Annotated in this window: 23 protein-coding genes; 14 read left to right on the top strand and 9 right to left on the bottom strand. The window is 66.1% G+C overall.

Annotated elements, in window-relative coordinates:
* Window positions 1–16: 16 nt before the first annotated feature.
* From dapB to dnaK, 7 genes are all read right to left on the bottom strand, one after another.
* Window positions 17–832, bottom strand: coding sequence for a 4-hydroxy-tetrahydrodipicolinate reductase (dapB, locus tag IP86_RS01910; protein WP_054160883.1), 816 nt, complete (start codon window positions 830–832; stop codon window positions 17–19).
* A 90-nt stretch (window positions 833–922) separates the two neighbouring features.
* A complete protein-coding gene (locus IP86_RS01905) occupies window positions 923–1,231 on the bottom strand; it encodes a DUF1330 domain-containing protein (RefSeq protein ID WP_054160882.1) in 309 nt (102 codons plus the stop codon).
* A 15-nt stretch (window positions 1,232–1,246) separates the two neighbouring features.
* Window positions 1,247–1,954 carry an orotidine-5'-phosphate decarboxylase gene (gene pyrF / locus IP86_RS01900; protein ID WP_054160906.1) on the bottom strand — a complete coding sequence of 236 codons (708 nt, stop codon included), beginning with the start codon at window positions 1,952–1,954 and terminating at the stop codon, window positions 1,247–1,249.
* A gap of 6 nt (window positions 1,955–1,960) precedes the next feature.
* Window positions 1,961–2,542, bottom strand: coding sequence for an NADPH-dependent FMN reductase (locus tag IP86_RS01895; protein ID WP_054160881.1), 582 nt, complete (start codon window positions 2,540–2,542; stop codon window positions 1,961–1,963).
* A gap of 121 nt (window positions 2,543–2,663) precedes the next feature.
* The gene (locus tag IP86_RS01890) at window positions 2,664–3,269 is read right to left on the bottom strand and encodes a class I SAM-dependent methyltransferase (RefSeq protein ID WP_054160880.1); all 606 of its coding nucleotides are present in this window, start codon (window positions 3,267–3,269) and stop codon (window positions 2,664–2,666) included.
* Between the two features lie 91 nt (window positions 3,270–3,360).
* Window positions 3,361–4,497 carry a molecular chaperone DnaJ gene (dnaJ, locus tag IP86_RS01885; protein ID WP_054160879.1) on the bottom strand — a complete coding sequence of 379 codons (1,137 nt, stop codon included), beginning with the start codon at window positions 4,495–4,497 and terminating at the stop codon, window positions 3,361–3,363.
* Between the two features lie 144 nt (window positions 4,498–4,641).
* Window positions 4,642–6,543: a molecular chaperone DnaK gene (gene dnaK / locus IP86_RS01880; RefSeq protein ID WP_054160878.1), complete on the bottom strand. Its 1,902-nt coding sequence runs from the start codon at window positions 6,541–6,543 to the stop codon at window positions 4,642–4,644.
* Between the two features lie 381 nt (window positions 6,544–6,924).
* On the opposite strand from dnaK, the gene IP86_RS01875 reads away from it, so the two are divergent.
* Complete coding sequence (locus IP86_RS01875; protein ID WP_054160877.1) at window positions 6,925–7,869, top strand: hypothetical protein; 945 nt, start codon at window positions 6,925–6,927, stop codon at window positions 7,867–7,869.
* 40 nt (window positions 7,870–7,909) lie between these two features.
* Here IP86_RS01875 and grpE read toward each other — a convergent pair whose 3' ends face one another.
* Window positions 7,910–8,527: a nucleotide exchange factor GrpE gene (gene grpE, locus IP86_RS01870; RefSeq protein ID WP_054160876.1), complete on the bottom strand. Its 618-nt coding sequence runs from the start codon at window positions 8,525–8,527 to the stop codon at window positions 7,910–7,912.
* A 106-nt stretch (window positions 8,528–8,633) separates the two neighbouring features.
* Complete coding sequence (hrcA, locus tag IP86_RS01865) at window positions 8,634–9,722, bottom strand: heat-inducible transcriptional repressor HrcA (protein ID WP_054160875.1); 1,089 nt, start codon at window positions 9,720–9,722, stop codon at window positions 8,634–8,636.
* Window positions 9,723–9,872: 150 nt separating this feature from the next.
* On the opposite strand from hrcA, the gene rph reads away from it, so the two are divergent.
* The 13 genes from rph to IP86_RS01800 all read left to right on the top strand — a co-directional run bounded on the left by rph (window position 9,873) and on the right by IP86_RS01800 (window position 23,282).
* Window positions 9,873–10,586 carry a ribonuclease PH gene (gene rph, locus IP86_RS01860; RefSeq protein ID WP_054160874.1) on the top strand — a complete coding sequence of 238 codons (714 nt, stop codon included), beginning with the start codon at window positions 9,873–9,875 and terminating at the stop codon, window positions 10,584–10,586.
* A 51-nt stretch (window positions 10,587–10,637) separates the two neighbouring features.
* Window positions 10,638–11,270, top strand: a complete 633-nt coding sequence (gene rdgB / locus IP86_RS01855; protein ID WP_054160873.1) for an RdgB/HAM1 family non-canonical purine NTP pyrophosphatase — start codon at window positions 10,638–10,640, stop codon at window positions 11,268–11,270.
* Window positions 11,260–12,417 (top strand): radical SAM family heme chaperone HemW, encoded by a 1,158-nt coding sequence (gene hemW, locus IP86_RS01850; RefSeq protein ID WP_054160872.1) that lies wholly within the window; start codon window positions 11,260–11,262, stop codon window positions 12,415–12,417. The genes rdgB and hemW overlap by 11 nt, the downstream gene beginning before the upstream one ends.
* A 231-nt stretch (window positions 12,418–12,648) precedes the next feature.
* A complete protein-coding gene (locus tag IP86_RS01845) occupies window positions 12,649–12,987 on the top strand; it encodes a P-II family nitrogen regulator (RefSeq protein ID WP_054160871.1) in 339 nt (112 codons plus the stop codon).
* Window positions 12,988–13,059: 72 nt separating this feature from the next.
* Window positions 13,060–14,394, top strand: a complete 1,335-nt coding sequence (locus IP86_RS01840) for an ammonium transporter (protein ID WP_054160870.1) — start codon at window positions 13,060–13,062, stop codon at window positions 14,392–14,394.
* A 312-nt stretch (window positions 14,395–14,706) separates the two neighbouring features.
* The gene (locus IP86_RS01835; protein ID WP_031337443.1) at window positions 14,707–15,045 is read left to right on the top strand and encodes a P-II family nitrogen regulator; all 339 of its coding nucleotides are present in this window, start codon (window positions 14,707–14,709) and stop codon (window positions 15,043–15,045) included.
* Window positions 15,046–15,084: 39 nt separating this feature from the next.
* The gene (locus IP86_RS01830; protein ID WP_054160869.1) at window positions 15,085–16,527 is read left to right on the top strand and encodes an ammonium transporter; all 1,443 of its coding nucleotides are present in this window, start codon (window positions 15,085–15,087) and stop codon (window positions 16,525–16,527) included.
* A gap of 180 nt (window positions 16,528–16,707) precedes the next feature.
* A complete protein-coding gene (locus tag IP86_RS01825) occupies window positions 16,708–17,004 on the top strand; it encodes a nucleotidyltransferase family protein (RefSeq protein WP_054160868.1) in 297 nt (98 codons plus the stop codon).
* Window positions 16,994–17,347: a HepT-like ribonuclease domain-containing protein gene (locus IP86_RS01820; RefSeq protein WP_054160867.1), complete on the top strand. Its 354-nt coding sequence runs from the start codon at window positions 16,994–16,996 to the stop codon at window positions 17,345–17,347. The genes IP86_RS01825 and IP86_RS01820 overlap by 11 nt, the downstream gene beginning before the upstream one ends.
* 124 nt (window positions 17,348–17,471) lie before the next feature.
* Window positions 17,472–18,698: an aminotransferase class I/II-fold pyridoxal phosphate-dependent enzyme gene (locus tag IP86_RS01815; RefSeq protein ID WP_054160866.1), complete on the top strand. Its 1,227-nt coding sequence runs from the start codon at window positions 17,472–17,474 to the stop codon at window positions 18,696–18,698.
* Window positions 18,699–18,714: 16 nt separating this feature from the next.
* Window positions 18,715–21,198 (top strand): DNA translocase FtsK, encoded by a 2,484-nt coding sequence (locus tag IP86_RS01810; protein ID WP_054160865.1) that lies wholly within the window; start codon window positions 18,715–18,717, stop codon window positions 21,196–21,198.
* A 224-nt stretch (window positions 21,199–21,422) separates the two neighbouring features.
* Window positions 21,423–22,166: an outer membrane lipoprotein carrier protein LolA gene (locus IP86_RS01805; RefSeq protein WP_502693981.1), complete on the top strand. Its 744-nt coding sequence runs from the start codon at window positions 21,423–21,425 to the stop codon at window positions 22,164–22,166.
* A gap of 303 nt (window positions 22,167–22,469) precedes the next feature.
* Window positions 22,470–23,282 carry an exodeoxyribonuclease III gene (locus tag IP86_RS01800; protein WP_054160864.1) on the top strand — a complete coding sequence of 271 codons (813 nt, stop codon included), beginning with the start codon at window positions 22,470–22,472 and terminating at the stop codon, window positions 23,280–23,282.
* Window positions 23,283–23,352: the final 70 nt, after the last annotated feature.

Here is a 23,352-nt window from a genome sequence, read left to right as displayed (position 1 = left end):
TTGCTGCGATACCTGATTAGAAGTCGGCGAGCCCGAGCACGTCGGCCATCGAGTACAGACCCGGCTTCTTGCCGTGCGCCCACATCGCCGCCTTGAGCGCGCCATGGGCAAAGATCATGCGGTCTTCGGCCTTGTGGCTGAGTTCGATACGCTCGTAGGGGCCGGCAAAGATCACGCTGTGATCGCCGGTGACCGTACCGCCGCGCAGGGACGCGAAACCGATGTCGCCGGTCTCGCGCGCGCCGGTGATGCCGTCGCGGCCGCGGGCCGAATGGGTTTCCAGATCGACCTTGCGGCCGGCCGCCGCGGCTTCGCCGAGCAGCAGCGCGGTGCCGGAGGGCGCGTCGATCTTGGCACGGTGATGCATCTCGACGATTTCGATGTCGAAGCTGTCGTCGAGCGACTGCGCGACGCGCTTGGCCAGCGCCGCCAGCAGATTGACGCCGAGGCTCATATTGCCGGACTTCACCACGATCGCCTGCTTGGTGACGCTTTGGATCACCGCATTGTCGGACGACGACAGCCCAGTGGTGCCGATGACGTGGACGATGCCGCGCTGCGCCGCGATCGCCACATTGGCCAGGGTGGCGGCCGGCACGGTGAAATCGAGGATGCCGTCGGCATCGGCCGAGAGCTTCCACAAATCGCCGGACAGCTGAACGCCATTGGCCGGCAGACCAGCCAGCACGCCGGCATCCTGGCCGAGCAGTTCCGATCCGGGCGCTTCCAGCGCGCCGGTCAGCACCACGCCTTTGGTCTCGCTGATCGCCCGCGTCAGGGCGCGGCCCATGCGGCCGCCGGCTCCGGCAACGATCAGGCGCATCTCGGACATCGGCTCACGATCCTCTTTCTAGGCGCGGTATAGCGGCGCGATGACAACGCGGCAACTCACCGGACGGCGAAGCCGCACCGCGACCGGCGCTCAGCCAGGCTGCGGGCCGTCATAGCCCTCGATGATGATCAGGTCGCTCTCCGCGTAGGGAGCGCGAGCTTTGACCAACGCCTGATATTCCGGGGAATGAAAGCAGGCGAGGGCCGTGGCGTAGTCCTTGAACTCGATCACCACGTTGCGGCTGCGCGACGAGCCTTCGGCGGTCTCGAAGGATCCGCCGCGGACCAGGAACCGGGCGCCGAATTTGGCGAATACCGCGCCATTGTGAGCGACGTAGTCACGCTTGTAGGCGTCGAGGTCGTGCACATCGACCCGCGCCACCCAGTAGCCTTTGGCCATCGTTCTCTCCCGTCGTTATTTCGCAGCCGCGATCTCGGCGACGATCGCATCGGCCGCCTGCTTCGGATCGGCCGCTTCCATCACCGGGCGGCCGACCACCAGATAGTTGGCGCCGGCGGCAATTGCCCTGCCGGGCGTCATGATGCGCTTTTGATCACCGGCAGCCGTGCCGGCCGGCCGGATGCCCGGTGTCACCAGCGCCATGTCAGGGCCGATCAGGCCGCGCAGGTGGCCGGCCTCCTCGGGGGAGCACACCAGGCCGTCGACGCCGATCGCCTGCGCCTGCCGGGCGCGCGCTTCGACGAGGTCGCGGACGCCGAGCGCGTAGCCGGCGTCGGTGAGATCGCGGTCGTCATAGGAGGTCAGCACGGTGACGGCGAGGATCTTCGGGCCCGACGTGCCGCGGGCCTCGACGGCGGCCCGCATGGTCTGCGGATAGGCGTGCACGGTGAGAAAGGTCGCCCCCAATGAGCTCAGACTCTCGACGCCGCGCGCAACCGTGTTGCCGATGTCGTGCAGCTTGAGGTCGACGAACACCTTCTTACCGGCCCTGGCGAGCTTCTCGACCAGCGGCAGGCCGCCCGCATAAGCGAGCTGATAGCCGATCTTGTAGAAGCCGACGCTGTCGCCGAGCCGGGCGATCATCGCTTCGGCGGCCTCGACGCTCGGCACGTCGAGCGCGACGATCAGCCGGTCACGATCTGCGGGGTCGGCCTGCGCCATGTTCAATTACCTCATCATCTGCTGGGCGAAGTCGATCAATTGCCGGACCATCGCGTCCATCGCGGCAATGTCGGCGGCAAGCTTCAAGCGGTCGCTCTCGTCATAGGCTTGGTGGGCGAACGACAGGGTGAGCTGGTTGGGGATCACCGGCGCGCGGCAGCCCGACAGGATCAGCCGCAGCGCCGCGAGACAGCGCGCGCCGCCGAGCTTGCCTTCGGAAGCCGCGGCGAGCGCGAAGACGCGCTCGCGAAACACCTGACCCTGGGTCTCGTGCGGATCCTCGACCCGCGACACCCAGTCGATTGCATTCTTCAGCAGCGCCGGCGGCGCGGAATTGTACTCCGGGCTGACGATCAGCACGCCGTGATGCGCGCCGATCATCCGCTTCAGCTTGACGGCATTGGCCGGCACGCCAGACTTTGCCTCGAGGTCGCCGTCGTAAATCGGCAGCGGGTAGTCGGCGAGAGAGATCCGGGTGACGTCGACATCGGCGCGGGCGAATTCATGCGTTGCGGCCGCCGCCAGCCGCACATTGTGCGAGCCGGTGCGCAGCGAACCGGGAATGACGAGGATCTTGACCGCGGACATGATGCCGATCTCCTGCCGGCCAGCGCGAGCATGGCCGCGCTTTGTTTAGCGAAGTTGGGCGGCAGGGAAACCGAAATTCTCAGGAGGGATCAGGGAGCGCGGGGCGGCGGCGAGCGGCGGCTCAGCCCTTGCGATAGACCCAGACGCGGGCGGGCGGAATATTCATCCAGATCCGCTCGGAGGCCTCGGTGGCGACGCCGGGCAGGGATTTGGGGATCGGCGGGGCGACCGAATAGGTGAACTGCACGAAGGGCGCGCCGGGTTCGAGCAGGTTGAAGGAGTCCCGGATCAGCTTCATCCGCGTCAGCATCGGCTTGGTGACCAGCGGCAGGCCGGAGACCACCGCGGTCGCGGGATCCGGCAGGATCTGCCACAGCGTGTCGCGCAACCTGTAGGCATCGCCTTGCACGATGGTGGCTTGCGGATAGCGTTCGCGCAGCAGCGCGCAAAAACTCGGGTTGTACTCGACCAGCACCAGTCGCTTCTGATCGACGCCATGCTCGACCAGCGCGTTGGTGATCGCGCCGGTCCCCGGCCCAAGTTCGATGACGGGCCCCGTCGAGTCGATGTCGACATATTGGGCCATGGTCCGGGCGAGCAGCTTACCCGAAGGCATCACCGCGCCCATATGCAGCGGCTTTTCGATCCAGGAACGAAGGAAGCGAACCTCGTCATCAAGAGGACGGGGCGGCTTCTTCAACGCACGAGCCGTGGACTGCAAAGCCATTCCGCTACCAAACCGGGAGGTATTTAGCCCAGTGTCAAATTATTGTTACATCACAACTATAGGGCACTTCCCAGCCGGTCAAGTTAGACGGTTAGGGAGTGCTTGCGCGGGAGCCGAAGAAGTCCTTGACCTTGGAGAAGAAACCCGCGGCCTCGGGTTGGGTTGCACCGGACGATAATTTTTCAAATTCCGCCAGCAGCTCCTGCTGCTTCTTGGTCAGATTTTGCGGCGTTTCCACGGCAACCTGAACGTACATGTCGCCGACCTGACGCGAGCGCAGCACTGGCATGCCTTTTCCCGCGATGCGGAATCGTCGTCCGGTCTGCGTGCCCGACGGCACTTTCACCTTGGTCTTGCCGCGTTCGATCGTCGGCACTTCGAATTCGCCGCCGAGCGCCGCGGTGACCATCGAGATCGGCACGCGGCAATGCAGGTCGGCGCCGTCGCGCTGGAAGATGTCGTGCGGTGCCAGTGACAGGAAAATGTAGAGGTCGCCAGGCGGGCCACCACGGACGCCGGCTTCGCCTTCGCCGGCCAGACGGATGCGGGTGCCGTCTTCGACGCCTTGCGGAATGTTGACCGACAGCGTCCGCTCGCGCGTCACCCGGCCGGAGCCGGTGCAGGACGGGCAGGGGTCCTCGATGGTCTGGCCGCGGCCCTGACAGCTCGGGCAGGTGCGCTCCAGCGTGAAGAAGCCCTGAGCCTGACGCACGCGCCCGGCGCCGCCGCAGGTCGAACAGGTCTTCGGCTTGGTGCCGGCCTTGGCGCCGGTGCCGGAGCACGACTCGCAGGTGACCGAGACCGGAATTTCGATCTGCGCGGTCTTGCCCTTGAAGGCGTCCTCGAGGGTGATTTCCATGTTGTAGCGCAGGTCGGCGCCACGTTCGCGGCCGGTGCCGCGGCCGCGCTGCCCGGCCATGCCGAACAGGTCTTCGAAAATGTCCGAGAACGACGAGGCGAAGCCGGCGCCGAAGCCCGCGCCGCCGCCCATGCCCTGCTCGAACGCGGCGTGTCCGTAGCGGTCGTAGGCGGCGCGCTTGTCGCCGTCCTTCAACACCTCATAGGCCTCGTTGATCTCCTTGAACTTGATCTCGCTGGACGCATCGCCCGGATTGCGATCCGGGTGCCACTTCATCGCCAGCTTGCGGAAAGCGCTCTTGAGCGTCGATTCGTCGGCGTTGCGCTCGACTTCAAGGGTTTCGTAGTAGCAACGCTTGGTCGTGGACATCCGTCAAACCTGCTCGACTCGTTCGATCCCTGCGGCAGCGTGCAGCATTCATGCCGCTCCTCGCCCAACGACAACGACCCCCACCCGATGATCGCAAGGTGCGCTCGTCAGATGGGGGTCGCGGTTCCGGTCTCCTAAGCGGGCTTAGGCCGACTTCTTGTTGTTCTTGTCGTCGTCGACTTCGGTGAAGTCGGCATCGACGATATCGTCCTTGGCGGCGTGCTTGGCCGCGTCGGACTCGGCCTGCTGCTTGTACATCGCCTCGCCGAGCTTCATCGAAGCCTGCGCCAGCGTGTTGCTCTTGGCCTTGATGGCCTCGGCGTCGTCGCCCTTCAGGGCTTCACGCAGGTCGCCCAGCGCGTCCTCGATGGCGCGGCGCTCGCTCTCTTCGACCTTCGAACCGTGCTCCGCCAGCGCCTTCTCGGTGGAGTGCACCAGCGCGTCGGCGTGGTTCTTGGCGTCGACAGCTTCGCGGCGGCGCTTGTCCTCGGCCGCGTTGGCCTCGGCATCCTTGACCATCTTGTCGATGTCGGCGTCGGACAGACCGCCCGAAGCCTGGATGCGGATCTGCTGCTCCTTGCCGGTCGCCTTGTCCTTGGCCGAGACGTTGACGATGCCGTTGGCGTCGATGTCGAACGTCACCTCGATCTGCGGCATGCCGCGCGGCGCCGGCGGAATGCCCATCAGATCGAACTGGCCGAGGATCTTGTTGTCGGCCGCCATCTCGCGCTCACCCTGGAAGACCCGGATGGTGACCGCGTTCTGATTGTCCTCGGCGGTCGAGAACACCTGGCTCTTCTTGGTCGGGATCGTGGTGTTGCGCTCGATGATGCGGGTGAACACGCCGCCCAGCGTCTCGATGCCCAGCGACAGCGGGGTAACGTCGAGCAGCAGCACGTCCTTGACGTCGCCCTGCAGCACGCCGGCCTGGATCGCCGCGCCGATCGCCACGACTTCGTCCGGGTTGACGCCCTTGTGCGGCTCCTTGCCGAACAGCTGCTTCACCACTTCCTGGACCTTCGGCATGCGGGTCATGCCGCCGACCAGCACCACTTCGCCGATCTCGCCGGCGGTCAGGCCGGCATCCTTCAGCGCCTTGCGGCACGGCTCGATGGTCTTCTGCACCAGATCGTCGACCAGCGCTTCGAACTTGGCGCGGGTCAGCTTCATGGTCAGATGCTTCGGACCGGACTGGTCCGCGGTGATGAACGGCAGGTTGATCTCGGTCTGCGTGGTCGACGACAGCTCGATCTTGGCCTTTTCGGCGGCTTCCTTGAGCCGCTGCAGCGCCAGCTTGTCGTTGCGCAGGTTGATGCCCTGCTCCTTCTGGAATTCGTCGGCGAGGTAGTTGACCAGACGCATGTCGAAGTCTTCACCGCCGAGGAAGGTGTCGCCGTTGGTCGACTTCACCTCGAACACGCCGTCACCGATCTCCAGGATCGAGACGTCGAAGGTGCCGCCGCCGAGGTCGTACACCGCGATGGTGCCGGACTTGGTCTTGTCGAGGCCGTAGGCCAGCGCGGCCGCGGTCGGCTCGTTGATGATACGCAGCACCTCGAGACCGGCGATCTTGCCGGCGTCCTTGGTGGCCTGGCGCTGGGCGTCGTTGAAGTAAGCCGGGACGGTGATGACCGCCTGGTCGACCTTCTGGCCGAGATGCGCTTCGGCGGTCTCTTTCATCTTCTGCAGGATGAAAGCCGAGACCTGCGAGGGCGAGTAGGTCTGGCCATCGGCCTCGACCCAGGCGTCGCCGTTGCCGGCCTTGACGATCTTGTAGGGGACGAGCTTCTTGTCCTTCTCGACCATCGGGTCGTCGTAGCGGCGGCCGATCAGGCGCTTGACGGCGAAGAAGGTGCGCTCGGGATTGGTGACCGCCTGACGCTTGGCCGGCTGACCGACCAGCCGCTCGCCGTCGTCGGTGATCGCGACGATCGAGGGGGTGGTGCGCATGCCCTCAGCGTTTTCGATGACTTTCGAATTCTTGCCGTCCATGACGGCGACGCACGAATTGGTGGTGCCGAGATCGATCCCGATGACCTTTCCCATGGTGCTCTATCCTTCTTTCTGCGGCGGGTCGGGCGGGCCCTGGCGGCGCACCAGTCCAAACCCCCAAATATCAAATGCGCGCGAGTGTGCGGCGGTGAGCCTCATATAGGAGGGGGGGTGGTGGCCGCAAGGACTGCCGCAGGGCTCCGATCACGAAAACATGGGCTTTGATGAATCCCGGGCGGCGCTCTCGGCAGCCGCGCGGGAGGGGCGGTTGGCGGGCAGCTTGCGGCGCCTCGTCCCACGCTGCGGTTGCGCCTTGACGGCGGGACAGGACGTGATCTGGTGGCCTTTCGACGAAGCATCCGCAACGCAGCATCCGGCTTTGGGCCGGCGGTGACAGACCATCGAACGGCCGCATTGCGATCTCAGGACACTCCGATGAGACAGATAGCGCGCCTTCTTGCGATCGCCTTGGCGGTCGCCGCCGCCGGCCCCGCGTTTGCGGCCGACACGATCTATCCTCGGGGCATTCGGGTCGGCGTCACTCCGATGCCGGGACTGACCGAGTCGCAGAGCTTTCTGGGCTTCGAATCGCCCGGTCACGGCGTGAAGGTGCTGCTCGCCGAGCTGCCCGGCCCGGCCTATGGCGAAGTCGAAACCGCCTTCAAGGCGCTGCCCGACGACGCCACCGTGAAGGTGAAGCCGCAGAGCCTGGAGACGGCCGCGGGGACCGCCTACTACACGGCCGAAGACGGCGTCGCCGGCACCGACAAGGTCCGGCGCTACTCGCTGATCGTGCCCGGCAGCAAGGCATTTTCCGGCTATGTGGCGGTGCAGGTCGCCGAGAGCGAGGCCGGCACCTATTCGGAAGACGCCGTCAAGAAGATGCTCAGTTCGGTCACGGTCCGGCAGAACGTGCCGGTCGCCGAGCAGATCGCCCAGATGCCGTTCAACGTCAGCGAGCTCGCGGACTTCAAGACGGTGAGGACGCTGGCGCCCGGCGCCGCGATGCTGCTCGCCGACGGCAACGAAGACACCGGCATCGAAGCCGCGCCGTTTATGGTACTCGGACTGATCGGCTCGGTGCCGGAGCAGGCCGACGACCGGGCCCGCTTCGCTCAGCAGGCCGCCGCCACCATTCCGGGGCTACGCGAAGCGAAGATCACCAGCTCCGAGCCGATCCGGATCGACAGCCAGCCCGGCTTCGAAACCCGGATCGAGGCGATCAGCGGCAAAGACAATACGCCGGTCACGGTGGTGCAGTGGCTGCGGTTCGGCAGTTCGAACGTCGCGCTGCGGGTGATCGGGAGCTCTCCGCGCGACAAATGGGCGGAGGCGTTTCCCCGCTTCCGCAAGGTCCGAGACGGACTGAAGCCGCGCTGATCGCGCGGCTTCGTTAGCCGTCCGGCTCTAGCGCTACGGCTCAGGCCGCGCCGCCGGACTCGCCGCCAGCAGCGGCAGCGGGCTTGGCGCCGCCCTTCGCGACCCCGACCAGCGCCGGGCGCAGCACGCGATCACCGATCGTGAAGCCAGCCTGCACGACCTGCACCACGGTGCCGGCCGGCACCGACGGATCGGGCACTTCGTACATCGCCTGCTGGAAATTCGGATCGAACTTCTGGCCCTGCGGGTCGAACTTCTTCACGCCGTTCTTCTCCAGCGCATTCAGCAGCGACCGCTCGGTGAGTTCGACGCCTTCGATCAGCGCCTTGAGGCCGGCGTCGGCATTGGCGCGAGCTTCGGCCGGCACCGCATCGAGCGCGCGCTGCAGATTGTCGGCGATGTCCAGCACGTCGCGCGCAAAGGCGGTGACCCCATAGGTCCGCGCGTCGGCGACCTCCTTCTGGGTGCGCCGCCGCAGATTCTCCATCTCGGCCAGCGTGCGCAGCATCTTGTCGCGCGCCTCGGCGGCTTCCTTCGCCAGCGCCTCGTTGGCGCCGTCTTCCGGATCGTCCGGCATGATGTACGGCTTGGAAACGACCGGATCGGCGGCCTGCGCCTCGTCCTGGTTGTTGTCCTTGGGTCCGTTGGAATCGGTCATCACGCTACCTTTTTGAAGAAAACGTCAGCTTTGGCCACGATTGGGCTGGCCGGGATATCGTGGTTTATACGGCGAAAATCAAGCGAGCGAGGCAAGCGAGGCGGCGTCAGCCGCCCAGCATCTGGCTGACCACCCGCGCCGTATAATCGACCATCGGAATCACCCGCGCGTAGTTCAGCCGCGTCGGGCCGATCACGCCGAGCACGCCGACGATATGGCCGGCGCCGTCGCTATAGGGCGCGATGATGGTGGAGGAGCCCGACAGCGAGAACAGCTTGTTCTCCGAGCCGATGAAGATCCGCACGCCCTCGGCGCGCTCGGCGCGGCCGAGCAGATCGACCACGCCGCGTTTGGTTTCCAGGTCGTCGAACAACAGCCGCACCCGTTCGAGATCTTCCAGCGCATGCAGATCTTCGAGCAGGTTGGAATGGCCGCGCACGATCAGCTGGCGGTCCTCGCCCTCCCCGCCGGACCAGCTGGCGATGCCGGCCGAAATCACCTTCTGGGTCAGCGCGTCGAGCTCGGCGCGGTTCTGGGTGAGCATGGTTTCGAGTTCGAGCCGCGCCTCGGCGAGGGTGCGACCGCGAATTCGGGCGTTGAGGAAGTTCGAGGCCTCCGTCAGCGCCGAGGACGGCACCCCGGGTGGCAGCGCCAGCACGCGGTTCTCGACCTGGCCGTCCTCGGCCACCAGGATCACCAACGCACGCTCCGGCTCCAGCCGGACGAATTCGAGATGCTTGAGGCGGACGTTGGACTTGGCGGTGAGCACGACCGCAGCCGCCCGGGTCAGCCCCGACAGCCGGGTCAACGCCTCGCCGAGCGCGGCTTCGACGGTCTGGGCCCGGCCGACCGAGGACAGCTGCGCCTGGATCGACTGCCGCTCCGGCTCGGTGAGATCGCCGACCTGCATCAGCGCGTCGACGAAAAAGCGCAGGCCGAGCTCGGTCGGCAGCCGGCCGGCGGAGGTATGGGGCGCATAGATCAAGCCGAGCTGCTCCAGGTCGGCCATGACGTTACGGACCGAGGCCGGTGACAGCGGCACCGAGATCAGTCGCGAGATGTTGCGAGAGCCAACCGGTTCGCCGGTCGCCAGATAGCTTTCGACGATCTGGCGAAAGATCTCGCGCGAGCGCTCGTTGAGCTGGGCCAGGGCCGAATTGGGCGCGATCAGGCCGATCGGATCGTGGTGAGCCAACTTGTCCTCCGTTACGCCTCTAATTTGTCGTCGCTTGCGGCCGGTTACAAGAAGGCAGGGAGTTGAAGGGCCCCCGCCCTTGCCGCTGCGGCGCTCCGCCCCTAAAAGCAGCCTGGATTGCCATTTCCCGAAATCGACGGAGGATTTCCCATGCGGCCAAGCCGCCGTGCGCCCGACGAATTGCGCGCCGTGTCGCTCGAACGCGGCGTCGTCAAATATGCCGAGGGTTCCTGCCTGGTGAAATTCGGCGACACCCATGTGCTGGTGACCGCGACGCTGGAAGAGCGGCTGCCGCCGTGGCTGAAGGGCCAGGGTCGCGGCTGGGTCACAGCCGAATACGGCATGCTGCCGCGCGCCACGCTGGAACGCACCCGCCGCGAGGCCTCGGCCGGCAAACAGAACGGCCGCACCGTGGAGATCCAGCGCCTGATCGGCCGCTCGCTGCGCAGCATCGTCGACCTGCAGGCGCTCGGCGAGCGCCAGATCACCGTCGATTGCGACGTGCTGCAGGCCGATGGCGGCACCCGGACCGCCTCGATCACCGGCGCCTGGGTGGCGCTGGCCGACTGCCTGAATTGGATGAAGGCGCGCAACATGACCAAGGGTCAGGTGCTGCGCGACAACGTCGCGGCGATCTCCTGCGGAATCTACAACGGCACGCCGGTGCTCGATCTCGACTACGCCGAGGATAGCGAAGCCGAGACCGACGCCAATTTCGTCATGACCGGCGACGGCCGGATCGTCGAGGTGCAGGGCACCGCCGAAAAGACCCCGTTCTCGCAGGACGAGTTTCTGGCGCTGATGGCGCTGGCCCAGAAGGGCGTCAGCCGGCTGGTCGATCTGCAGAAAATGGCGGTGGCGTGAGTCATTCTTGCCACCCATTAGCGGCCTCTTCTGAGCTACGCTGAGTCCGCCATGCATCGTCGAATCACCGGCAAGCTCGTGATCGCCACCCATAATCCCGGCAAGCTGGCCGAGATGCGGGAGCTGCTGGCTCCTTACGGGATCGAGGCGGTGTCGGCCGGCGAACTCGGCCTCGGCGAGCCCGATGAGACCGGCGATAGCTTCCAAGCCAATGCCCGGATCAAGGCGGAGGCAGCCGCACAGGCGGCGCAGCTGCCGGCCTTCGCCGACGATTCCGGATTGGCGGTCGATGCCCTGAATGGCGCGCCTGGAATATATTCCGCGCGCTGGGCCGGCGAGACCAAGGACTTCGGCGCCGCCATGGCGCAGATCGAACGGCTGCTGCAGGAGCGCGGTGCCATGGCGCCGGCGCAGCGCAGCGTGCATTTCGTCTCGGCGCTGTGCGTCGCCTGGCCGGATGGCCATATCGAGGAAGTGGAGGCCCGCGCCGACGGCACGCTGGTCTGGCCGCCGCGCGGCACCGCCGGCTTCGGCTACGACCCGATGTTCCTGCCGGACGGCCATGATCGCACCTTCGGCGAGATGACCAGCATCGAAAAGCACGGCCTGCCGCCGCTCGGGCTCGGCCTGTCGCACCGCGCCAAGGCGTTCGTCAAACTGGCGGAGATCTGCCTTGCCGGCTAGCTCCGATCAGGATTTCGGCGTTTACGTGCACTGGCCGTTCTGCCTGTCGAAGTGCCCGTATTGCGACTTCAACAGCCATGTCCGTCACGCCGCGATCGACGAGGACCGCTTCGCCCGCGCGTTCGCGCGCGAGATCGAGACCACGGCGGCCCGGATCGGTCCGCGCGAGGTGACGTCGATCTTCCTCGGTGGCGGCACGCCGTCGCTGATGCAGCCGCAAACCGTCGGCGCGATCCTCGATGCGATCGGCAAATATTGGCGCGTCGCGCCGGACGCGGAGATCTCGCTCGAAGCGAATCCGACCAGCGTCGAGGCGACGCGGTTTCGCGGCTATCGGAGCGCCGGCGTCAATCGCGTCTCGCTCGGCGTGCAGGCGCTCGACGACGCGTCGCTGAAAACGCTCGGCCGGCTGCATACCGCGCAGGAAGCGATGGACGCGGTCGCGATCGCCCGCTCGGCATTCGATCGCTACTCGTTCGACCTGATCTATGCCCGCCCCGGCCAGACCCCGGCGATGTGGGAGGCCGAACTTCGCCGCGCCATCGGCGAGGCGGCAGAGCATCTGTCGCTGTATCAACTGACGATCGAGGCCGAGACGCCGTTCTTTGCGCTGCATCGCGCCGGCAAGCTGCAGACCCCGGACGACGCGGTCTCGCGCGCGCTGTACGACGTGACGCAATCGGTCTGCGCCGAACTCGGTCTGCCGGCCTACGAGATTTCCAACCACGCAAGGCCGGGCGCCGAGTGCCAGCATAATCTGGTGTACTGGCGTGGCCAAGAATATGCCGGGATCGGCCCCGGCGCGCACGGCCGGCTCGACATCGGCGGGGCGCGCTACGCCACCGCGACCGAACGCAGGCCGGAGAGCTGGCTGATGCGCGTCGAGGGCAGCGGCCATGGCATTATCACCGACGAGCGCCTCAACAGTGAAGAGCGCGCCGACGAGTTCCTGCTGATGGGGCTGCGGCTGGCCGAAGGCATCGATCCGCGCCGCTATCAGGCGCTGTCGGGGCGCCCGCTCGACCCGAAACGGATCGCGCTGCTGCGCGAGGAAGGCGCCATTGCGGTCGATGCCGACGGCCGGCTGCGCGTGACTCTGGCGGGCTTTCCGGTGCTCGACGCGGTGGTGGCCGATCTGGCCGCCTGAACCCAGAGCAAGGACTGGCCGTCCGTTCAGGCGAGAGCCGCACCGCTTCCGATCCTGGGACATCCTGAACCGAGAACGTCCCGGCCTGCCTCCTTCCGCGAGCCGCCACTTCCTTAATCGTCAATCCGCTTATTTTCTGCGCGCCTTGCCGCGAAACACGGCATATATACGGCCGGAGGTACCGCGCGGCGCGGTGCCGCACCTTGTTGCGCGCAGATTTGGGGCCATCGCATGAAACTCGTCGTCGCCATCATCAAACCGTTCAAGCTCGACGAGGTGCGCCAGGCGCTGACCGAGATCGGAGTGCACGGCATGACCGTGACCGAAGTGAAGGGCTACGGCCGGCAGCGCGGCCACACCGAGATCTATCGCGGCGCCGAGTACATCGTGAACTTCCTGCCCAAGCTGCGGATCGAGATCGCGGTCGACAGCGCGCTGGCCGACAAGGCCGTCGAGGTCATCACCCGCGGCGCCCGCACCGGCCAGATCGGCGACGGCAAGATCTTCGTCACCCCGATCGACCACGCGCTGCGGATCCGCACCGGCGAAACCGACGCCGACGCGCTGTAGGCTCACCTCACGTCTCACCGCAAATCGAACGGCGGTGCCGGGGCGCCGCGATATTCCGACGGGGCAGGCATCATGACCGGGTCGATCAGCCGTGCGGCACAGGCTGCAACGGGCTTCTTTGGTGTGGCATTGGCGTTGGCGGCGGGCGGCCTCGGGATCTCGCCGGCCCTCGCCCAGGACACGCCGGCAGCGTCGGCGATCAGCGCCGCCGACACCGCCTGGATGACGGTCGCCACCGCCTTCGTGCTGATGATGACGATCCCCGGCCTGGCGCTGTTCTACTCCGGCATGGTGCGCAAGAAGAACGTGCTGGCCACCATGGCGCAGAGCCTGGCCGCAGTGGCGCTGATCTCGCTGTTGTGGGTAGCGTTCGGCTATTCGCTGACCTTCGTGGGCGGTGGCGCCTTCATCGGATCGTTCGACCGCGTCTTCCTGATCGGCATGACGATGGACAGCGTCAATCCGGCCGCCAAGACCATCCCCGAAGCGCTGTTCATGCTTTACCAAATGACCTTCGCGATCATCACCGTCGCGCTGGTCGCTGGCTCGGTTGCGGACCGGATGCGATTTTCGGCCTATCTGCTGTTCTCGGTCGCCTGGTTCGTGGTCGTCTATGTGCCGCTGGCGCACTGGATCTGGGGCGGCGGCTTTCTGGCCGGCTGGGGTGTGCTGGATTTCGCCGGCGGTCTGGTGGTGCACCTGTCGGCTGGCACCGGCGGACTGATCGCCGCATTGGTGATCGGACGGCGCCATGGCTACGGCATGGAGAACCTGTCGCCGTTCGACCTGTCGCTCGCCGTGATCGGCACCGGCCTGCTGTGGGTCGGCTGGTTCGGCTTCAACGGCGGCTCGGCGCTGGCGGCGGATTCACGAGCCGTCTTCGCCATCACCGCCACGCATCTGGCCGCCTGCGCCGGGGCGCTGACCTGGGGCGCGATCGAATGGGCGTCGCGGCGCAAGCCCTCGGTGCTCGGCATGATTTCCGGCGCCGTCGCCGGGCTCGGCACCATCACGCCGGCGTCCGGCTATGTGCAGCCCTGGCACGGCGTGGTGATCGGCGTGATCGCCGGCGGCGTCTGCTACTGGGCCTGCATCTGGCTCAAGCACCGGCTGCGCTACGACGACTCGCTCGACGTATTCGGTGTCCACGGCATCGGCGGGCTGACGGGCACGTTGCTTGGCGGGTTTTTCGCCACCGCAGCCATCGGCGGCGTGGCCGGCGCGTTCGAGGGCAACTGGCTGCAGCCGTTGATTCAGCTCGCCGGTATCGCGGTAACCTTGCTTTGGACCGCAATTGCGACGTTCGTCCTATTGAAGGCGGTCGGCCTGTTCGTGGCGCTGCGCGTGTCGCGTGAGCACGAAATAGAAGGTCTCGACATTTCGCAGCATGGCGAGGCGCTGCAATAGCCTCACCCTATATTATGATACCTTTATCGCTGCCTGCCCGCTGAGCACGATTGTGTCGAGACGCTGTCGTGCTCAGCGTTTGACCATAATTGCCCATAAAACGAGCGCGACGGAATAGCGCAGCCGGTGCTGCGCTGCGGGCGCCGCTCAAAGTTTCGATTTCCTGAACGATTCCAGCGCTCCGCCCGACTGGCACGGCATTTGATTCTAGGGGGCGTGGCTGTGCCCGCGTAGTGATGTTCTCCGCGTGGGGATTTTCAGTCGAGATCGAGCCCAGACCACGTTGGCCGGGCCCTAGCGGGGATAAGACCCATGAAAATTGTTATGGCAATCATTAAGCCATTCAAACTTGAAGAAGTCCGTGATGCCCTGACCGCCATCGGCGTTCACGGCCTGACGGTGACGGAAGTCAAGGGATATGGCCGTCAGAAAGGCCACACGGAAATCTACCGCGGTGCCGAATATGCGGTGAGCTTCCTGCCCAAGATCAAGATCGAGGTCGCGATCGCCACCGAGCAGGTCGAGAAGACCATCGAGGCGATCACCAGCGCCGCCAAGACCGGCCAGATCGGCGACGGCAAGATCTTCGTCATCGGCCTCGACCACGCCGTGCGCATCCGCACCGGCGAAGCCGACGCCGCGGCCCTCTGATTCGCGCTCACCCTCACTTCTTCACTCAGGAGACAACAAATGACGTTCAAACGTCCCTACGGCGCGGGACTGGCCGTTCTTGCTGCGAGCGTATTTGCCGCAACGGCCGCCTATGCCGAGCCCACGGTCAACAAGGGCGACAACGCCTGGATGATGACCTCGACGGTTCTGGTCCTGCTGATGACCATTCCGGGCCTGGCGCTGTTCTACGGCGGTCTGGTTCGCTCCAAGAACATGCTCTCGGTGCTGGCCCAGGTGTTCTACACCGTCTGCATCGTCACCCTGATCTGGGTGGTCTACGGCTACAGCCTCGCCTTCACCGGCGGCTCCGACTTCATCGGCGGTTTCTCCAAGGCGTTCCTCGCCGGCGTCACCACCGACTCCAAGGCCGCGACCTTCTCGGTCGACGCCAACATCTCGGAGATCGTCTACATCTGCTTCCAGATGACCTTCGCGGCCATCACCCCGGCGCTGATCGTCGGCGCTTTCGCGGAGCGGATGCGGTTTGCCGCGGTGGCGCTGTTCGTGCCGCTGTGGGTGACGCTGATCTACTTCCCGATCGCCCACATGGTCTGGTACTGGCCGGGCCCGGACGCGATCACCGACGCCGCCAAGGCGCTCGCTGCCGCCACTGACGACGCCGCCAAGGCGGCCGCGCAGGCCAAGCTCGACGAAATCAACGCCGACGCCGGCTTCATCTTCAAGAAGGGCGCGCTCGACTTCGCGGGCGGCACCGTGGTGCACATCAACGCCGGCATCGCCGGCCTGATCGGCGCCCTGCTGGTCGGTCGTCGCACCGGCTACGGCAAGGAGCTGATGGCCCCCCACTCGCTGACCATGACGATGATCGGCGCCTCACTGCTGTGGGTCGGCTGGTTCGGCTTCAACGCCGGCTCCAACCTCGAAGCTTCGGGTGGCGCTGCGCTCGCCATGATCAACACCTTCGTGGCAACCGCCGCGGCGGCGCTGGCCTGGATGTTCGCCGAATGGATCTTCAAGGGTCACCCCTCGCTGCTCGGCGCGCTGTCCGGCGCAGTGGCGGGTCTGGTCGCTGTGACTCCCGCGGCGGGCTTCGCGGGTCCGATGGGCGCGATCGTGCTCGGCCTGGTGGTCGGCGTGGTCTGCCTGTTCTTCTGCACCGTGGTGAAGAATGCGCTGGGCTATGACGACTCGCTCGACGTGTTCGGCGTCCACGGCGTCGGCGGCATCATCGGCGCGCTCGGCACCGGCATCCTGGTGAACCCGGCGCTCGGCGGCACCGGCGTCTACGACTACGTCGCCGGCAAGGTCGGCGACTACGACTTCGGTGCGCAGATGATCTCGCAGTGCTGGGGCGTCGGCACCACGGTGCTGCTGTCCGGCATCGGCTCGGCGATCCTCTACAAGGTCGTCGACGTGATCGTCGGCCTGCGTGCCCCGGTCGAAGTCGAGCGCGAAGGCCTCGACCTCGTCGAGCACACCGAGCGCGCCTACAACATGTAAGTCCATCCGGCGCGGCCTTCTCGAGAGGCCGCGCCGCCAGCTACGGGTCAGGCAGATACCCGGCAATGCTTGATCCGTTGAGGGGCCCCAGCTTCAGGCTGGGGCCCCTTTCTTTTGAGGGCGCATCCGGTGCAGTCGGACCACCATCGCGAACCAGTACCGCTGTGCTATACTGTGCCAATGGATCGGACACTCGCGCTCGACATCCTTCGCAAGTCACAACCGGCGCTGCGCCAGCGCGGCGTCCGCCGGGCCGCCCTGTTCGGGTCGGTGGCGCGGGGAAATCATCGGCCGGACAGCGACATCGACATCATGATCGAGATCGACCCCGACGCACACGTGACCGTGTTCGACTACGCGGACCTGAAGGACTACATCGCCGGCCTGTTCGACCGCCCGGTCGATGTCGTCAACCGCGCCCAGCTCAAGCCCCAGGTTGCGCCGACTGCCGTTGCCGACGCGATCTATGCGTTCTGAGCAGTCCGATCTGGCGCTCCGCGATATCCTGCATCACATCGATCTGGCGGTCGCCTTCATTGCCGAGGCGGATCTGACCACCTTCAAAACCGACTTGCGTACGCAGTACGCGGTCACCCGCTGTCTGGAGATCATTTCCGAAGCGTCGCGCCGCGTCGCAGAGGAGGTTAAACGCCGCCATCCCATGATCGGCTGGCGGCAGATCGCTGCCGCAGGCAACGTCTATCGACACGACTATGAAGAGGTCGCGGCGCAGATGGTTTGGGACACGGTCCATCGTGCGTTGCCCGAGCTGCGCGAGGCCGTCAGCCATGAGATTGGTGGAACCTCGCCGGGCCGCTGACGTCGTTTCAGCCCCCGCCCGTCGATGGTTAATCGCGTCTTAACCTCGCCGTATCTATGGTGGCTGATCTGTTTGCGCTCGATCCATCCTGGCGGTCGGGTGTTTCTGAAAGCTGGCGTTTGCGATGGTTTTGTCCGCCTCCCCCTCCCCGGCGCGTGCGGCCGGCAGTCCCGAGGCTGCCGGACAGAGCGAGCGTTCGCCGTTTGCGCGGCTGACTGAGCTGCTGGCGCCGCATCAACCCGGCGAAAAGCTGATCAACCTGTCGCTCGGCGAACCGCAGCATCCGATTCCCGGCTTTGTCGGCGAGGTGCTGGCGCGGCACACCGCAGAGTTCGGCCGCTACCCGATGGCCAAGGGGATCGCGCCGTTCCGCGAGGCGGCGGCGGGATGGCTGGCGAGACGTTTCACCCTGCCCCGCACGCCCGATCCCGAGACCGAGGTATTGGTACTGAACGGCAGCCGCGAAGGGCTGTTTCTCGCCGCGGTCGCGGCAGCGCGCTACGTCGGCTCGCGCAGCGGCACCCCGGCCATCCTGATGCCGAATCCGTTCTACCCGGCCTATGCGGCCGGCGCCCGCGCGGCTGGCTGCGAAGCCGTGTTCCTGCCGACGACGCGCGCCAACGGCTTCCTGCCCGATCTGGAATCGCTCGACGCCGCGACGCTGGCCCGCACCGTCGCGATCTTCATCGCCTCGCCGGCCAACCCGCAGGGCTCGGTCGCCTCGAGCGATTACTACGCGAAGCTGAAGCAGCTCGCCGATCGCTACGGCTTCCTGATCCTGAGCGACGAATGCTATTCGGAGATCTATACGCGCGAGGCGCCCGGCAGCGCGCTGCAAGCCGCCGGCGATGACTTCCGCAATGTCGCGGTGTTCCAGTCGCTGTCCAAGCGCTCCAATCTGCCCGGCATGCGGGTCGGCTTCGTCGCCGGCGATGCGGGTTTCCTCAAGGCGTATCACGAGCTGCGTAACGTCGCGGCGCCGCAGGTGCCGGTGCCGCTGCAGCATGTGGCGATCGCGGCCTATGCGGACGAGGCGCATGTCGAGGAAAACCGTCGGCTGTACCGGCTGAAATTCGACCTCGCCGATCAGATCCTCGGATCGCGCTACAATTATCAGCGCCCCGCCGGCGGCTTCTGCCTGTGGCTCGATGTCTCCGCCTATGGGGGCGACGAGGCTGCGACCGTGAAGCTGTTCCGCGAAGGCGGCGTCCGCGTCATCCCGGGCAGTTACTTGGCCCGGCCGCAGCCGGATGGCAGCAATCCGGGCGCCGGCTATATCCGGGTCGCGATGGTGCAGGACAGCGAGACCACCGCCGAAGCATTGCACCGTCTGGTGCGGATCCTCGATTGAGTCGCGGGGCACAGCAGTGAGTATGCCGGCGATCGAACGTGTCATCCCCCTGGTCGGGCATTTGCCGACGTCGCTGCGCGACGCGCTGGCGCGGCGCCTGCGCGAGCTCGCCGGGTTCGGACTGATTGCGATCGCCGCCGCCGCCGCCGCCGCGCTGGCGACGTGGTCGGTGCAGGACCCGAGCCTCAGCCACGCGACCTCACGCACCATCCACAATCTGATGGGCTATCCGGGCGCGATCGGCGCGGATCTGTCGATGCAGATCCTCGGCCTCGGGGCGATCGGCCTGCTGATGCCGGTCGCGACCTGGGGCTGGCGGATGATCAACCATCGTCCGTTCGATCGTCGCGCGCTACGGTTCGCCGGCTGGATTCTCTGCACCGTGTTTGCGGCGGGCCTCGCGAGCTCGTTCCCGCACGACACCGCGTGGCCGCTGCCGACCGGCCTCGGCGGTGTGGTCGGTGATGCGCTGGTCCGCGCCCCCTCGCTTGTCTTCGGACCGGGGCTGATCTTCCGGGTGATTCTCACCCTCGTGCTCGCCGCAGCGACGGCGGTGACCTTCCTGATCGCCAGCGGCTACGGCTCGCGCGAGCCGGAGATCGACGACAGCATCACCGAAGATACGCCGCTCGACGAAGAGGACGATCGCGACGAAGGCTCGGTGTCGCTGGGCTGGCTGGCGCATGCGGCGCTGTCCGCCAAGGCGCGGCTGTGGCGGCTGATCAAGCTGAGCTATCGCGGCCTCGTCAGCAGCGGCTCGACCGGCCGCAGCGCGGCGGCATTCGAACGCCAGGAGCCGAAGCTCGGCAGCGGCCGCACCGCGCCCTCGATCGTGCCGCGCGACGAACGCGACTTTGACGACGAGCCGGAGCACGACGAGGAGCCGATCGAAGACGAGATCGAGAACGACGAAGAGGAAGAGGCGCCGGCCCCGCGCGCCCGCAAAAAGGCCGCGCCGCGGCCGGCCCCGAAGAAGCCGACGAGGTTCGATCTGCCCTCGGTCAACGTGCTGTCGGTGCCGAAGGCGTCCGATCGCAAGCCGCTCAGCAAGGCCGAGCTCGAGGCCAATTCGCGAGCCCTGGAAGGCGTGCTGCAGGACTTCGGCGTGCGCGGCGAAATTGTCAAAGCGAGCCCCGGCCCGGTGGTGACGCTATACGAGCTCGAGCCTGCGCCGGGCATCAAGTCGTCGCGGGTGATCGGTCTCGCCGACGATATCGCCCGGTCGATGAGCGCGCTGTCGGCCCGCGTCGCCGTGGTGCCCGGCCGCAACGCGATCGGCATCGAATTGCCGAACGCGAATCGCGAGAAGGTGTATTTGCGCGAACTGCTCAGCGTGAAGGACAACAACGAGACCGTGCACAAGCTGCCGCTCTGTCTCGGCAAGAACATCGGCGGCGATTCGATCATCATCGATCTCGCCCGCACCCCGCATATGCTGATCGCCGGCACCACCGGCTCGGGTAAGTCGGTGGCGATCAACACCATGATCCTCAGCCTGGTGTACCGGCTGCGGCCGGATCAGTGCCGGCTGATCATGGTCGATCCGAAGATGCTCGAACTCTCGGTCTATGACGGCATTCCGCACCTGCTGACGCCGGTCGTCACCGATCCGAAGAAGGCCGTGGTCGCCCTGAAATGGGCAGTGCGGGAGATGGAAGAGCGCTACAAGCGCATGGCCAAGCTCGGCGTGCGCAACATCGACGGCTACAACACCCGGCTCGGCGAAGCCAAGGCCAAGGGCGAAGAGCTCACCCGCACGGTGCACACCGGCTTCGACAAGGAGACCGGCAAGGCGATCTACGAGGAAGAGAAGCTCGACCTCGAGCCGCTGCCCTATATCGTCATTATCGTCGACGAGATGGCCGACCTGATGATGGTGGCCGGCAAGGACATCGAGGGCGCGGTGCAGCGCCTGGCGCAGATGGCCCGCGCCGCCGGCCTGCACGTGATCCTCGCGACGCAGCGCCCGTCGGTCGACGTCATCACCGGCACCATCAAGGCCAACTTCCCGACCCGCATCTCCTTCCAGGTGACGTCGAAGATCGACAGCCGCACCATTTTGGGCGAGATGGGCGCCGAGCAGCTGCTCGGCCAGGGCGACATGCTGTACATGGCGGGCGGCGGCCGCATCAGCCGCGTGCACGGCCCGTTCGTGTCCGACGAGGAAGTCGAGAAGGTCGTCAAGCATCTCAAGGCGCAGGGCGCGCCCGAATATCTCGAAGCGGTCACCGCCGAAGAGCCGGCCGAGGGCGAAGACGGCGCGGTGTTCGACGCCACCGGCATGGGCGGCGATGGCGGCGGCGATCTGTTCCAGCAGGCGGTCGCGATTGTCAAACGCGACCGCAAGGCCTCGACAAGCTACATCCAGCGCCGGCTGCAGATCGGCTACAACCGCGCCGCCTCGCTGATGGAGCGGATGGAACTGGAAGGCATCGTCGGCCAGGCCAATCACGCCGGCAAGCGCGAGATTCTCGTCGCCGAAGAAGACTCCAACTTTTGAAGCGCGGGATCAGCGACATGCAAATCGCCCGACGGGAGTCGCGAAATCGCCACAGCGCCACGGTAGCGGCTGAGGGATGGCGCGCCGGATCCGCGGCTTCCGCGCAGGACATTGCATTGACGAACGATTCCAAGGATTTGGCGCCGAGACCGGCGATCCTCACCGGGCTGCGCGGCACGATCGCGGCCGGCGTCGGGCTATGGCTGGCGTTCGCCCCTCAGGCGATGGCGGAGCCGACGCCGGTGCCGAAGCCATCGCCAAAGTCCGGCGAGCGGCAGATCAGTGCAGCCGATCCGGCCCGCCAGACGCGGCCGCCGCAGCCGCAGCCCGCGGCGCCGATGACCAAGCTGACGACGCCGCCCGAGCCGATCATCCCGGACCCGCGGCGCAACGTGCCGGCCTCGATCTTCACCACCTTCGACGCCAAGCAGAAGGCGGACGCCGCGCGGGTCAGCGCCTATCTGTCGTCGCTGTCGACATTGGTCGGCAACTTCGTCCAGGTCGGACCGGACGGCAGCAAGCTGAACGGCGATTTCTACATCATGAAGCCCGGCAAGGTCCGGTTCGAATACGACAGCCCGAGCCCGATCTCGATGATCGCCGACGGCCAGTCGTTGGTGGTGCGCGACCGCAAGCTGGCGACCCAGGACGTCTATCCGCTGTCGCAGACGCCGCTGCGTTATCTGCTCAGCGACAAGATCGATCTCTTGCGCGACACCAACGTCGTGGCGATCAGCTCCGACGATCTCTACATCTCGATCATCATCGAAGAGAAGAACGCCGTGATCGGCACCAGCCGGCTGATGTTGATGGTCGGCGTCAAGGACGGCCAGCTCAAGCAATGGACCGTCACCGATCCGCAGGGCTACGACACCACGGTGGCGATCTACAATCTCGACACCACCCGCCGGCCCGATCCGACGATGTTCAAGATCGATTACACCGACTATTCGACGCCGCCGGGCTAGAGATTTCCATCGACTGTTCTCGATGGTCCGCTGCGCGGACGATAGATGCGCGGGTCAAGCCCGCGCATGACGCTGTGATTGGGGTCGTCGCTTTCGCAGTCACGCAAATTCCTGAATGACCTTCATTGCCGGGCTTGACCCGGCAATCCATCTTCTTCGCGGAATGCTCGCCACCTAGCAAAACGCTGCGGTGACTGGCCGGTTGTTCACACCGGCAGCTTGCGTCCGCCCCTGTGCCGCGCAAGAAGGGGGCTGCATCGTCAGACCGTCGGTGTCCTCCTCCCTTCCTGCAACCGGCCTCCCATGCGCTTCACCCTGACGACCTGGAACATCAATTCGGTGCGGCTGCGCATCGATCTGGTGGCGAAGTTTCTCAAGGCGCAGCGGCCGGATGTGCTGTGCCTGCAGGAGACCAAGTGCCCCGACGACGCGTTTCCGCTGAAACGCTTCAAGCGGCTCGGCTACGAGCACATCGCGCTCAACGGCCAGAAGGGCTACCACGGCGTCGCGATCATTTCGAAGATCCCGTTCGTCGCGCGCGACGTCCGCACCTTCTGCGACATCGTCGACTCGCGGCACATCTCGGTGTCGCTGAATACGGCCGATAACGACCCACCGCTGGTGCTGCATAATTTCTACGTGCCGGCCGGCGGCGACATTCCGGATCCGGCCGTCAATCCGAAATTCAAGCACAAGCTGTCGTTCCTCGACGAGATGAAGGCGTGCGAGCCGCTGCATCCGTCCGGCGATCAGCGCCACATCCTGGTCGGCGATCTCAACGTCGCGCCGCACGAGCACGACGTCTGGTCGCACAAGCAGTTACTCAAGGTCGTGTCGCACACGCCGATCGAATGCGACAAGCTGCTCGCCGTGCTCCGCGCCGGCAACTGGGTCGACGTCGCGCGCGAGCGTATTCCGATGTCCGAGAAGGTCTACACCTGGTGGAGCTACCGCGCCGCCGACTGGACCGTCGGCGACCGCGGCCGCCGGCTCGACCACATCTGGGTGTCGGAAGCGCTGAAGGATCGCGTCACCGACTTCAAGATCCTGCGCGACGCCCGCAGCTGGGAACGCCCGAGCGACCACGTCCCGGTGACGATGTCGATGGAGCTGTGAGTTCATCCGCAAACTCACACCAAGCACAGCGCGCCCCCTCTCCCGCTTGCGGGAGAGGGCTGGGGTGAGG

The sequence above is a fragment of the Rhodopseudomonas sp. AAP120 genome (genome assembly GCF_001295845.1).
Lineage (GTDB): Bacteria > Pseudomonadota > Alphaproteobacteria > Rhizobiales > Xanthobacteraceae > Rhodopseudomonas.
This window is presented reverse-complemented; position numbering and strand designations above follow the sequence as displayed.

Coding starts and splice junctions, on each gene's coding strand:
- dapB (WP_054160883.1), bottom strand. CDS start 832: ATGTCCGAGATGCGCCTGATCGTTGCCGGAGCCGGCGGCCGCATGGGC.
- IP86_RS01905 (WP_054160882.1), bottom strand. CDS start 1,231: ATGGCCAAAGGCTACTGGGTGGCGCGGGTCGATGTGCACGACCTCGAC.
- pyrF (WP_054160906.1), bottom strand. CDS start 1,954: ATGGCGCAGGCCGACCCCGCAGATCGTGACCGGCTGATCGTCGCGCTC.
- IP86_RS01895 (WP_054160881.1), bottom strand. CDS start 2,542: ATGTCCGCGGTCAAGATCCTCGTCATTCCCGGTTCGCTGCGCACCGGC.
- IP86_RS01890 (WP_054160880.1), bottom strand. CDS start 3,269: ATGGCTTTGCAGTCCACGGCTCGTGCGTTGAAGAAGCCGCCCCGTCCT.
- dnaJ (WP_054160879.1), bottom strand. CDS start 4,497: ATGTCCACGACCAAGCGTTGCTACTACGAAACCCTTGAAGTCGAGCGC.
- dnaK (WP_054160878.1), bottom strand. CDS start 6,543: ATGGGAAAGGTCATCGGGATCGATCTCGGCACCACCAATTCGTGCGTC.
- IP86_RS01875 (WP_054160877.1), top strand. CDS start 6,925: ATGAGACAGATAGCGCGCCTTCTTGCGATCGCCTTGGCGGTCGCCGCC.
- grpE (WP_054160876.1), bottom strand. CDS start 8,527: ATGACCGATTCCAACGGACCCAAGGACAACAACCAGGACGAGGCGCAG.
- rph (WP_054160874.1), top strand. CDS start 9,873: ATGCGGCCAAGCCGCCGTGCGCCCGACGAATTGCGCGCCGTGTCGCTC.
- rdgB (WP_054160873.1), top strand. CDS start 10,638: ATGCATCGTCGAATCACCGGCAAGCTCGTGATCGCCACCCATAATCCC.
- IP86_RS01845 (WP_054160871.1), top strand. CDS start 12,649: ATGAAACTCGTCGTCGCCATCATCAAACCGTTCAAGCTCGACGAGGTG.
- IP86_RS01840 (WP_054160870.1), top strand. CDS start 13,060: ATGACCGGGTCGATCAGCCGTGCGGCACAGGCTGCAACGGGCTTCTTT.
- IP86_RS01835 (WP_031337443.1), top strand. CDS start 14,707: ATGAAAATTGTTATGGCAATCATTAAGCCATTCAAACTTGAAGAAGTC.
- IP86_RS01830 (WP_054160869.1), top strand. CDS start 15,085: ATGACGTTCAAACGTCCCTACGGCGCGGGACTGGCCGTTCTTGCTGCG.
- IP86_RS01825 (WP_054160868.1), top strand. CDS start 16,708: ATGGATCGGACACTCGCGCTCGACATCCTTCGCAAGTCACAACCGGCG.
- IP86_RS01820 (WP_054160867.1), top strand. CDS start 16,994: ATGCGTTCTGAGCAGTCCGATCTGGCGCTCCGCGATATCCTGCATCAC.
- IP86_RS01815 (WP_054160866.1), top strand. CDS start 17,472: ATGGTTTTGTCCGCCTCCCCCTCCCCGGCGCGTGCGGCCGGCAGTCCC.
- IP86_RS01805 (WP_502693981.1), top strand. CDS start 21,423: ATGGCGGAGCCGACGCCGGTGCCGAAGCCATCGCCAAAGTCCGGCGAG.
- IP86_RS01800 (WP_054160864.1), top strand. CDS start 22,470: ATGCGCTTCACCCTGACGACCTGGAACATCAATTCGGTGCGGCTGCGC.